This is a genomic window from Actinoplanes couchii, from assembly GCF_016862075.1.
Classification (GTDB): Bacteria; Actinomycetota; Actinomycetes; order Mycobacteriales; family Micromonosporaceae; genus Actinoplanes; species Actinoplanes couchii.
In genome coordinates this window covers 21,108-31,826 of the sequence record NZ_BOMG01000009.1, presented here as the reverse complement: position 1 = coordinate 31,826, position 10,719 = coordinate 21,108, and the positions used below count along the sequence as shown (strand labels likewise).

The following is a 10,719-nucleotide window of genomic DNA, read 5'->3' as shown; positions in this document are numbered from 1 at the left end:
TCAGCCTCGGCCTTCGCGGAGTCGGCGGGGACCGTGTCACCGTCCTCGGCGGTCACGGCGGCGCCCGGTCGTCTGCTGGCTGGTTGCTCGTCGGGCTCCGCACCGGGACGGCTGATCGGTGGTCTCGGATGTGCTCCGGAGCAGGGCCGTTCTCGGGTCGCTGACCGGCAATGGCGGGGTTCCGGCCGACCACCTCCGCTTTGGGCCAGATCACGTGTGTCGACCGATTCCTATTTCAGGGTGGGTGGATCATTTCGGGAAGTCGGCGGCAATGACAGGACTTACCGATGGAATTGGTGATCGGGAAAGCAGAAAGGGCTGATTCAGTTTCACCAGCGATGATCGTGAGAGCCACTCTTCATTCGGTGGACCTGGCGCCGTTCCGGAGACATTCTCCTGATCAAGCGGGCAGGGAACACAGAATGCAATGAAACCGAGCCGTCTGTGGGCGGCAGGCCACGCCCACCACGTGGGGAGAGGGCGCACCACGGTCAACTGTGTACAGGTGGCCCGGCAGGCAATTTCGGCAGGGGTCCGGCAGGCGGCACGGCGGATGGTCCGGCAGTCAGCTCGACGGGTGGCCCGGCAGGCAATTTCGGCGGGGGTCCGGCAGGCGGCACGGTGGGTGGCCCCGCGGTCGGCCTAGCGGGTGATCTCGCGGTCGGCTGGCGGGTGGCCCGACAGGTCGGCCGAGCAGGTGAGCCGGCGGCTGGACAGGTGCGGCCCGCGTGCAGTGACTCGGCCCGCTCGGGGTGACCCGGCGGCGGCCGGGCAGGTGGGCGGGGTGGTATTCGGTGGGTGGGCGGCTTTCGGTGGGCAGACTGCTGCCCGGGGTACTGGAAGTACCCCGGGCTTCAGACGTCACGGGCGTGGTCCGGGTCGGGACCGGCTGTGGGCTTTCAGCTGGCGGGACTCCTGTCAGAGGAGACCGCAGAGAAGCGGGTTGCCGCCCACGCTGACCAGGCTGCTGTTGTACGTGGTGGTGTTGTACGAACCAGAGGTGGTCGTCGTGGTGTTGTAAGAGTCGGTGGTCGTGGTGGTGTTGTACGAGTTGCTCGCGCGGTACGAGCTGTTGTTGCCGTACTGCGGGCGGTGTCCGTAGAACGAACGGTGCCGGTAGAAGCGGTCGTAGGTGGCGTAGCTGGGGTAGGCGTAGCCACCGTAGATGTACGGGTCGTCCCAGTCGACCATCTCGAGTTCGGTCACCAGGATGATCCGGGTGCCGTAACCCACGATGTCGCGGCACTCGGCGGGAGTGGCCTGGACAGGAGCGGCCGTCGCCAGCGCGGCGCTCGTGGCCAGGATGAGGCCACCAAGGTAGAGGGCCGTACGACGCATGATTCTTCCTTTCAAGCGGTTGGATGCTTGGGAGAGAGTCTGGCCGCAACTGGTGCATTTCATGGGTATTTGAGGGCACAGGACGGCCCAATTCACCTTTTCGGGAAAAAATAGGCGAATTGCTAGCCTCCGCGTTAGGGTGTCGCGGGTGAATCCAGCCCTTTACGAGATCAAATCGGGTTCATGATCTCGGAACTCATACGGCGAATCGATTGAAATTGCAATTCAGGTGACTCTGAGCAGGAGCAACGCGGCTGGATGGTGGAGGATCCGCCGGATCCGGGCCGGCGGGTGGCGCGACACGCGCGGGAAATGCGGGGCGCGGCGCCCCGAACGGCCGCGGCCACGCGCGGCACAACGACACCGACGAGCGGCGCCGGGAGTACGGCGCGGCGTTCCGAACGGCCCCAGTCACGGGAGCGGCACAGCAACACCGGCAACCCGCGACGGGCGACGGGCGACGGGCGCGGCAATGGCCACCGACACAGGATCGGCACCGCGACCCAGACGACCAGCGGCAATGAGGCAGCGACACGAATGGCGGCTTCAGGAGTGCGGTTCGGCGGCGGCTGCACGGGCGGCTGGGGCCACGGCACGGCGATGCGAACGGCTGGTCTCAAAGGTGCGGCGCGGCGATGCGAACAGCTGAGGGGAGCGCAGCTCGGCTATGCGAACGGCTGGACCGACGGTAACGGCGCTGCCATGCGAACGGCCGTCCGACGATGTGGCGCGGCGTCAGGGACGACCGAGCTCAGGAGTGCGGTACGGCGCGGCGGCACCGACGGCCGAGGGGTGTGGCGCGGCGTCAGGGAACGACCGGGCTCAGGAGTGCAGTGCGGCCCGGCGGCACCGACGGCCGAGGTCGAGGGGCGTGGCGGAGCAGCGAGGGCTGGTACGGGACGAGACCCACTGCGGGGCATGGCGAGGCCGGGCTAGGGCGAGGCGGTGCCGGGCCAAGACAGACAGGGCGAGGCAGTGCCGGGCCAGAACAGACAGGGCGAGGCAGTGCCGGGCCAGAACAGACAGGGTCAAGGCCGGGCCAGGGCAGACAGGGCCAAGACAGACAGGGCGAGGCGGAGGCAGGGCCGGGCCAGGGCGGGCCGGGCGGAGCAAGGCGGGCCGGGCGACATAAGGCGGGAAGGGCCAGATCAGGAAGGGCCGGGCCCGGGGGAACGGTGGGTTGAGAGGTGGGCCGCGCGGCTTCGGTGGGTGAGGCCGCGCGGGTCCGGAACCGGGACTACAGACGGACGCCCAGCAGGGCGTCCACGGTGCGGGACATCAGGGCGGGGGCCGCGGTGTCGTCGCCGGTGCCGGTGAGGGCTGCCTCGGACCATGCGTCCACCAAGGACAAAGCCGTGGGGGCGTCCAAATCCGTGGCAAGGGCCTCGCGGACCGCCGACAGCAAGCCCTCGCCGGACGGGCCCGCCGGGGCCGCTGCGGCCTCCCGCCAGCGGGACAGGCGCTGCTGGCCCGCCTTCAGGACGTCGTCGGTCCAGTCACGGTCGCTGCGGTAGTGGGACGACAGCAGGCCCAGGCGGACCGCCATCGGGTCTACGCCGTCGCCGCGCAGGCGGGACACGAAGACCAGGTTGCCTCGGGACTTCGACATCTTCTCGCCGTCCAGGCCGATCATGCCGGCGTGCACGTAGTGGGCGGCGAACGGCTCCGCGCCGGTCAGGACCTCGGCGTGGGCTGCCGAACACTCGTGGTGCGGGTACAGCAGGTCGCTGCCGCCGCCCTGCACGTCGATGGTGTCGCCGAGCAGGTTCAGGGCGATGGTCGCGCACTCGATGTGCCAGCCGGGACGGCCGGGGCCGAGGTCGCCGCCGTCCCACACCGGCTCGCCCTCGCGGGCGCCGCGCCACAGCAGCGGGTCGAGCGGGTCACGCTTGCCGGGGCGGTCGGGGTCGCCGCCGCGCTCACGCGACAGGTCGATCATCTCGGCACGGGACAGGTGCGACTCGTAGCCGAACCGTGGGGCCGACGAGACCGCGAAGTAGATGTCGCCGGTGCCGTCGTCCAAACGGTAGGCCGCGCCGGAGGCGAGCAGGGACGACACGTGCTCGACGATCGACGGGATGGACTCGACGGCGCCGACGTAGTGGGCCGGCGGGATCATCCGCAGCGCCTCCATGTCCTCCCGGAACAGGGCGGTCTCCCGCATCGCCAGGACGATCCAGTCCTCGCCGTCGCGCTCGGCCCGCTCCAGCAGCGGGTCGTCGATGTCGGTCACGTTCTGGACGTAGCGCACCTCCAGGCCGGTGTCGCGCCACATCCGGTTCACCAGGTCGAAAGTGATCATCGTGGCGGCGTGGCCGAGGTGGGTCGCGTCATACGGCGTGATGCCGCAGACGTACATCGAGGCGACCCCGGACGGGGCGCTGGGCTGCACCGACGCACGCGCGGTGTCGTAGAGGCCCAGCGGGGACCGCCCCGGCGAGTCCGGCAGGGTGGGAACGTCGTGACCGGTCCATGCATCCATGCTGGGAGCCTAACCAGCCGTCCCGGGAGAGTCGGCGGAGCGTGAGCTAAACCTCTAGATCGGCGGCCAGGGAATAGCGGGCCAGTCGGTCGGCGGCTGCGGGAACCGGCCGGAACGCAGCAGCCGTTTCACCCGCAGGGAGACGTGCTGCACCTCGGTGACGGTCAGATGGTCTTCCAGGGAAGCCCCCAACGGCCCGGATAAATCCGACAATACCGACTCCAAGATCGGCGCCGCGCTCTCAAAGAGCGGAGAACCGGCCCAGCCCCAGAGAACCGACCGAAGCTTGTTCTCCACGTGGAAACTCACCCCGTGATCGACCCCGTGCACCCCACCGGTGCCGGGATAGAGCACGTGCCCACCCTTACGATCGGCGTTGTTGATCACCGCGTCGAAAACCGCGAGCCGGGCCAGGCGCTCATCGTCGGCGTGGGCCAGGGCGTAGGCGTCCCCGTCCTCGTCACGGGCCGACGCCACCGGGAACCAGCCGTCCGGCACGTCGTAGGCCGGGACGAAACCGATCAGCGCCGGCACCTCGGCGGGCTCGTCGATCCAGAGCTGCAGCGCGCCCGGCCCGAGCGGCCCGTCGCGCAGGATGGTGGGCGGCACCAGGTCCCACCCGGTGGCCCGGGACACCAGATAGGCCGAGACCTCCCGCCCGGCGAGGGTGCCGTCCGGGAAGTCCCACAGCGGCCGCTCGCCGCGGACCGGCTTGTAGACGCAGCGCCGAGTCAGCCCGTCCAGGCTGATCTCGGCGCGCAGGGTGGTGTTCGAGGCATCGACGAGACGCCCCTCGATCTCGATCTCGCCCCGTTCGAGCAGCGCGAGCGCATCGGCCTCGGCGAGCACGGACGTCTGCTCCGCGGTCACCGGTGGTAGCCGTTGTGCCGGGGGCAGAGGTGACCGGCCGGGTCGAGCGGCTGGCCGCAGAGCGGGCACGGGGGCCGCCCGGCCGCCACCACGCGGCGGGCCCGGTCGATGAAGGCGCGGGTCGCGTCGGGGGTGAGCCGCACCCGGAGCCGGTCGAGATCCTCGTCGGGCTCGTCGTCGTCATCCTCGTCGTCGTCCTCGACGAGGGCGGCGTCCTCCAGCGACGGGTCGTCCAGCGTGGCGTCGGGCTCGCCGGCCTCGATCGCCTCGATCACGACGGTGCCGGTGTCGACGTCGAAGGCCAGGCCCAGGGTGCCGACCCGGAACTCCTCGTCGACGGGCGTGTCGAGCGGCTCGTTGTCGTGCGTGATCGCCAGCGGCACGTCCGGCAGCGAGACCCCGAAGCGCTTGTTGGCCTCGAGGAGCAGCTCCTCGAGTTTCTCGGCGAGCAGCGACACCTGGACCTTCTCCAGCGCGACGCTGATCACCCGGCCGCCGCCGCGCGCCTGGAGGAAGAAAGTGCGGTCGCCCGGCTCGCCCACCGTCCCGGCGACGAACCGCTCCGGCGGCTCGAAGGCATGCACTTGGTGGGTCATGGCACCAACCCTAGCCACCCGCGGGGATATCCGCGCGGGTCACCGTGGCCGGTTCGCCGAGGGCGCAACGGGCTGTACGCTGCGGCGATCGGGCGATCACACAGCGTCGTCAGACCCCACCCCCGGCACCGCCGCCGACCGCCGCGTCACCCTGCTGGGCCTCGGACTTCGGGGGCACGAGCGAGCCCAGTTCACCCGTCTCGTTCACCCTGACCACGAACGGCCGGGTCGGGGTGTACCGGATCACCGTGATCGATGCCGGGTCGGCCACGATCCGCTGGAACTGGTCCAGGTGCAGGCCGAGCGCGTCGGCCACGATGGCCTTGATCACATCGCCGTGGCTGCAGGCCAGCCAGACCGCGCCGTCCCCGTGCTCGGCCGTGACCCTGGTGTCCCACGCCCGGACCGCGGCGACCGCGCGCGCCGACATGTCGGCCATCGCCTCGCCGTTCGGGAAGACCGCGGCGCTCGGGTGCTGCTGGACGACCGGCCAGAGCGGCTCCTTCGCCAGCTCCTTGAGCGGGCGGCCCTCCCAGTCTCCGTACCCGCACTCGATCAGCCCGTCCTCCAGGGCCGGTTCGACACCGGGCAGCGCCAGGTCCAGGGTCTGCCGGCAGCGGATCAGCGGGCTGCTGACCACCGCCGCCAGCGGCAGGGCACGCAGTCGTTCACCGGCCCGGGTGGCCTGGCCGCGGCCGGTGTCGTCGAGTTCGACGGGCTGCCGGCCGGCGAGCCCGCCGGAGGCGTTCGCGGTGGTACGGCCGTGGCGCATCAGCAGGACGGTGGCCATCAGCTCGCCACACCCGACTCGGCGAACGCCCCGGCGACGACCCGCAGGGTCTCCAGGCCGCTCTCCAGATCACCGACGTACGGGCTGATCGACAGGGTTCCGACCCCGGCCGCCGCGTACTCCCTGATCCGCTCGATCACCCGATCCCGCGTACCGATCAAGGAGGTTCTCTCGATGAAGTCCCTCGGCACCGCGGCGGCGGCCTCGCGGGGCTGCTTCGACAGGTAGAGGTCCTGGACCAGTTTGGCCTCCTCCGGATAGCCCATCCGCACGGCGATGCCGTTGTAGAAGTTCTGCTCCCGGCTGCCCATGCCACCGACGTAGAGCGCGGCGTAGGGGCGGACCACGTCGGCACACGCGTCCAGGTCGTCGCCGAGCACCACCGGCACCGAGGCGACCACGTCGAATCCGTCCAGACCCAGTCCCCGCTTCGCCCGGCCGGTCTCGATGTGCCGCAACTGGTCGGCGGCCGCGTCCGGCGCGACGAAGATCCCCAGCCAGCCGTCCGCGATCTCGCCGGCCAGCTCCAGGTTCTTCGGCCCCACGGCGGCGAGATAGACCGGGATTTCGGTACGTACGGGCCGGAAGCCCAGCTTCAGCGGTTTGCCGGCGCCACCGGGCAACGGCAGGACGTGATGTTCGCCCTGGTACGCCACCGGCTGCCGGGACAGCGCCAGCTTGACGACGTCGACGTACTCCCTCGTACGAGAAAGTGGTCTGGCGAACCGCACACCGTGCCACCCCTCGCTGACCTGGGGTCCCGACACGCCGAGGCCCAGCCGGAACCGCTTGCCGGAGAGCGTGTCCAGGGTGGCGGCGGTCATCGCCGTCATCGCCGGGGTCCGCGCCGGGATCTGCATCACCGCCGCGCCCAGGTCGATCCGCTCGGTCTGCCCGGCGATCCAGGCGAGCATGCTGACCGTGTCCGAGCCGTACGCCTCGGCCGCCCACACCACCGAGTAACCGAGCCGGTCCGCCTCCCGCGCCATGGCGAGGTGGTCGGCGGGTGTGCTCCACGCCGTCTGATAGCCGAGGCTGAGTCCGAGCCGCACTGACCCTCCCGAGATCATGGAATGTCCGCGGGCAAGCCTACTGAGGTGTTTCCGTCCGGTAACCGACCGACCCGGTCGACGCAACGGCATTTCGCTGAGCAGGCGGTATGAATAAGGTTCACTCATGCATCAGCGACCGCTCGGCCGCAGCGGGCTGGCGGTCTCCCGGCTCGCTCTCGGCACCATGACCTGGGGCCGGGACACCGATCCGGACGACGCGGCCGACCAGCTGAAGATCTTTCTGGAGGCCGGCGGTACGTTGATCGACACCGCCGACGTGTACGGCGACGGCGACGCCGAAGCCGTGATCGGCTCCCTGCTCGACCACCTGATCCCCCGCGACGAAGTGGTGATCGCCACCAAGGCCGGGCTGACCCCGCACCGGTACCGTCCCCGCGACGCCTCCCGCGGCAACCTGCTGCGCTCCCTGGACGCCTCGCTGCGGCGGCTCGGCACCGACTACGTCGACCTCTGGCAGATCCACGGGTACGACGCGCAGACCCCGTTCGAGGAGACCCTGGCCGCCCTCGACCAGGCCGTCGCCAGCGGCCGGGTCCGCTACGGCGGCGTCTCCAACTTCGCCGCCTGGCAGACCGCCCGCGCCGCCACCTGGCAGACCGCCTACCCCGGGCGGGCGCCGATCGTGGCCGCCCAGATGGAGTACTCACTGCTGGAACGCGGTATCGAACGGGAGATACTGCCGGCCGCCGCCGCCCTCGGCTTCGGAGTGCTGGCCTGGTCGCCGCTGGGCCGCGGCGTCCTCACCGGCAAGTACCGCAACGGCCGCCCGGTCGACTCCCGCGCCGCGTCCGAGCACATGGGGGCGTTCGCCCGCACCTACCTGGAACCCCGCAGCTCCAGCATCGTCGAGGCGGTCGTGATAGCAGCAGGCGGCCTGGGGGTGGCCCCGCTGGAGGTGGCCCTGGCCTGGATCCGCGACCGCCCCGGCGTGGCGTCGGCGGTGCTGGGCGCACGCACGGCCGGGCAGTTGGAGGGTTCACTGCGCGCGGAGAACCTGACCCTGCCGATGGAGATAGCGATGGCGCTGGAGGACGTGTCGGCGATCGAGGTCGGCTACCCGGAACGCGAGGGTTCCCACTACCCGGAGGCCTGAACCACCCCACCGCCGACCGCACGTTGGACAGCGTCCCGTGGCGGCGCGTGGTCACGGTCCTGCTGTTCCTCGCTCCCAGCCTGGGCGTGCAGTGGGTCCGGGAGATGGCCCCGTTCACACCGTGAGCCGGGGGTGGCCCCGCGACCGGCGCCGGGCGCATATTAGATCTCATGGACTACGAATACGCGCCGCTGCGGTTGCCCTCGAATGTTGATCGGCTGACTGCCGCGGCGCAGCTCGCCATTCAGGCCGAGTTCTCCGGGTGGGAGCTGGCCCGGGTGCAGCTCTTCGCCGACGGGACGCGCAAGGTGATGCTGCGGCGCCGGCTGCAGACTACGCCGCAGCCGGGCCTCAGCTACTGATCACACCGTCAGTGGTGGTGACCGGCGTGGTCGTGATCGTGGTCGTGATCGTCCTCGTCGGGCATGAACGGGTGCTCGTCGAGGCGGCCGACCAGCAGGTCGGTCTCGACGGGGGCGAACGGGCCGGACCCGTCCGCGTCGTCGAACGCCTCCAGGTCGAGGGGCTCGGCGACCTCGGTCACCGTGAGCAGGCCGTCGAGCGGCTCCAGCTCCGGCACGTCCAGCGATGCCAGCGAGCCGTCACCGGCCTGCAGCAGCTCGAGCACGGCCTCGCCGACCGACTCGACCGGGCCGGCGTCCTCGTCGTCGGGGACCGAGCTGCGGCGGGCGGTCTCGGCGACCCGCAGCAGGGCGGAGACGCTGGGCACCCGGTAGTCACGGCGCTGCCGGACCGAGACGACCTGCTCGTACGGGTCGGCACCGGCACCGGCGCCGTCCTCCGCGACCTGGCCGAAGCGGCGGTCCGCCTCGTCGGGGTCGATCGACTCGACGTCCCACGGCGTGACCTCGCCGAAAGCGTCGAGCAGCTTCTCGTCGTACGCGAACGAGGCGTTGTTCAGGTCGACGTACGCCTGCCAGACGTCGTCGTCGTCGATGCGGCCGGCAGCCGCCTTGACGGCCGCGAGGTGCGCCCGCGCCGCCTCGATCACCCGGTCCAGGGCGACATCGAGTTCGGCGTTCTGGTCGGTCATGGGATGGGGGTCCTTCCGAGAATTCAGCTGTTTCGGAGCAAACGGTCGAGCACGCGCACGCCGAACTTTAGTCCCTCCACCGGAACTCGCTCGTCGATGCCGTGGAACAGCGCACTGAAGTTGAGGTCCGGGGGCAGTCGCAGCGGCGCGAAACCGAAGCAGCGGATGCCGAGGGTGGCGAAGGCCTTGGCGTCGGTGCCGCCGGACATCAGGTACGGAACCGTGCGTGCCCCCGGGTCCTCGGCCCGCAGCGCCGCGCCCATCGCGTCGACCAGGTCGCCCTCGAAGGCGGTCTCCACGGCCGGCTGCTGGTGCACGTGCTCGATCTCGATGTCCGGGCCGATCACGTCGCGCAGCTCCCGCAGGAACGCGTCGGCGTGTCCGGGCAGGGTCCGGCAGTCGATGGTGGCCGACGCCTTGCCGGGGATGACGTTGTCCTTGTAGCCCGCGGCGAGCCGGGTCGGGTTCGCGGTGTTGCGTAGGGTGGCGCCGATCAGGTTGGCGATCGGGCCCAGCTTGGCGACCGCCAGCTCCGGGTTGTCCGGGTCCAGTTCGATCTCCAGGGCGTCGCTGACCTGCTCGAGGAAGGCCCGCACGGTGGGGGTGACCACGGTCGGGAAGCGGTGCCGGCCGACCGCGGCGACCGCCTCGGCCAGGTTGGTGACGGCGTTGTCGTCGTGGATGAACGAGCCGTGGCCGGGGCGCCCGGTGGCGTGCAGCCGCAGCCAGTCGAGGCCCTTCTCCGCGGTCTGGACGAGATAGAGGCGAAGATCGTCGTTCACCGTGTACGAGTAACCACCGACCTCGCCGATCGCCTCCGTGCACCCCTCGAAGAGATCGGCATGGTTCTGCACGAGCCACTGCGACCCGTACTCCATGCCCGCCTCTTCGTCGGCGGTGTAGGCGAGCACGATGTCGCGCGGCGGGGTGTAGCCGATCCGCTGCCACTCCCGGACGGTGGCCAGCACCATCGCGTCGAAGTCCTTCATGTCGACGGCGCCGCGGCCCCACAGGTAGCCGTCCTTGATCTCACCGGCGAACGGGTGCACCGACCACTCGCTGGCGTCGGCCGGGACCACGTCGAGGTGGCCGTGCACGAGCAGCGCGCCCCGGCCGCGGTCGGCGCCGGGGATCCGGGCGATCAGGTTGGCCCGGCCGGGCGCCGATTCGAGCAGTCGCGACTCGATGCCGGACTCACCGAGTTTCTCCGCGACGTACTCGGCGGCGGCGCGTTCGCCCACGGTCGTCAACGGGTCGCCGGTGTTGGTGGTGTCGATGCGGAGCAGGTCGCGGCACAGATCCACGACCTCGTTCTCGGCGGTGAGCGTCATTCGCCCTTCTTACCAGCAAGTTGTAAAAAGGCTTTAGTCCTTTCTTCAGCAGGTGGGCGAGACCTCCGTCCGGGGGTTTGCGGGTGGCGCAA

General features: G+C 70.5%; 10 protein-coding genes. 2 read left to right on the top strand and 8 right to left on the bottom strand.

The annotated features are described in order from the left end of the window. Positions 1 to 918: 918 nt before the first annotated feature. From Aco03nite_RS02680 to Aco03nite_RS02655, 6 genes are all read right to left on the bottom strand, one after another. Entirely contained in the window at positions 919 to 1,338 is a 420-nt protein-coding gene (locus Aco03nite_RS02680) for a hypothetical protein (RefSeq protein WP_203792955.1), read from the bottom strand. Positions 1,339 to 2,575: 1,237 nt separating this feature from the next. Further along, positions 2,576 to 3,820 carry a cysteine--1-D-myo-inosityl 2-amino-2-deoxy-alpha-D-glucopyranoside ligase gene (mshC, locus tag Aco03nite_RS02675; RefSeq protein ID WP_203792954.1) on the bottom strand — a complete coding sequence of 415 codons (1,245 nt, stop codon included), beginning with the start codon at positions 3,818 to 3,820 and terminating at the stop codon, positions 2,576 to 2,578. Positions 3,821 to 3,874: 54 nt separating this feature from the next. Further along, positions 3,875 to 4,690: an SCO1664 family protein gene (locus Aco03nite_RS02670; RefSeq protein ID WP_203792953.1), complete on the bottom strand. Its 816-nt coding sequence runs from the start codon at positions 4,688 to 4,690 to the stop codon at positions 3,875 to 3,877. Further along, entirely contained in the window at positions 4,687 to 5,286 is a 600-nt protein-coding gene (locus Aco03nite_RS02665) for a DUF3090 domain-containing protein (RefSeq protein ID WP_203792952.1), read from the bottom strand. The genes Aco03nite_RS02670 and Aco03nite_RS02665 overlap by 4 nt, the downstream gene beginning before the upstream one ends. A 109-nt stretch (positions 5,287 to 5,395) precedes the next feature. Then, positions 5,396 to 6,076, bottom strand: coding sequence for a histidine phosphatase family protein (locus tag Aco03nite_RS02660; RefSeq protein WP_203792951.1), 681 nt, complete (start codon positions 6,074 to 6,076; stop codon positions 5,396 to 5,398). Next, positions 6,076 to 7,128 carry an LLM class F420-dependent oxidoreductase gene (locus Aco03nite_RS02655; protein WP_203792950.1) on the bottom strand — a complete coding sequence of 351 codons (1,053 nt, stop codon included), beginning with the start codon at positions 7,126 to 7,128 and terminating at the stop codon, positions 6,076 to 6,078. Before Aco03nite_RS02655 ends, Aco03nite_RS02660 begins: the two co-directional genes overlap by 1 nt. A gap of 124 nt (positions 7,129 to 7,252) precedes the next feature. Between Aco03nite_RS02655 and Aco03nite_RS02650 the strand changes: the two genes are divergently transcribed. Together Aco03nite_RS02650 and Aco03nite_RS02645 are read left to right on the top strand one after the other, a co-directional pair. After that, positions 7,253 to 8,242 carry an aldo/keto reductase gene (locus Aco03nite_RS02650; protein WP_203792949.1) on the top strand — a complete coding sequence of 330 codons (990 nt, stop codon included), beginning with the start codon at positions 7,253 to 7,255 and terminating at the stop codon, positions 8,240 to 8,242. Between the two features lie 170 nt (positions 8,243 to 8,412). Beyond that, positions 8,413 to 8,604 (top strand): DUF5703 family protein, encoded by a 192-nt coding sequence (locus Aco03nite_RS02645; RefSeq protein ID WP_203792948.1) that lies wholly within the window; start codon positions 8,413 to 8,415, stop codon positions 8,602 to 8,604. A gap of 8 nt (positions 8,605 to 8,612) precedes the next feature. On the opposite strand, the gene Aco03nite_RS02640 is transcribed toward Aco03nite_RS02645, so the two are convergent. Next, complete coding sequence (locus Aco03nite_RS02640) at positions 8,613 to 9,296, bottom strand: hypothetical protein (RefSeq protein ID WP_203792947.1); 684 nt, start codon at positions 9,294 to 9,296, stop codon at positions 8,613 to 8,615. Positions 9,297 to 9,319: 23 nt separating this feature from the next. Then, positions 9,320 to 10,627, bottom strand: a complete 1,308-nt coding sequence (locus Aco03nite_RS02635; RefSeq protein WP_203792946.1) for a M20/M25/M40 family metallo-hydrolase — start codon at positions 10,625 to 10,627, stop codon at positions 9,320 to 9,322. Positions 10,628 to 10,719: the final 92 nt, after the last annotated feature.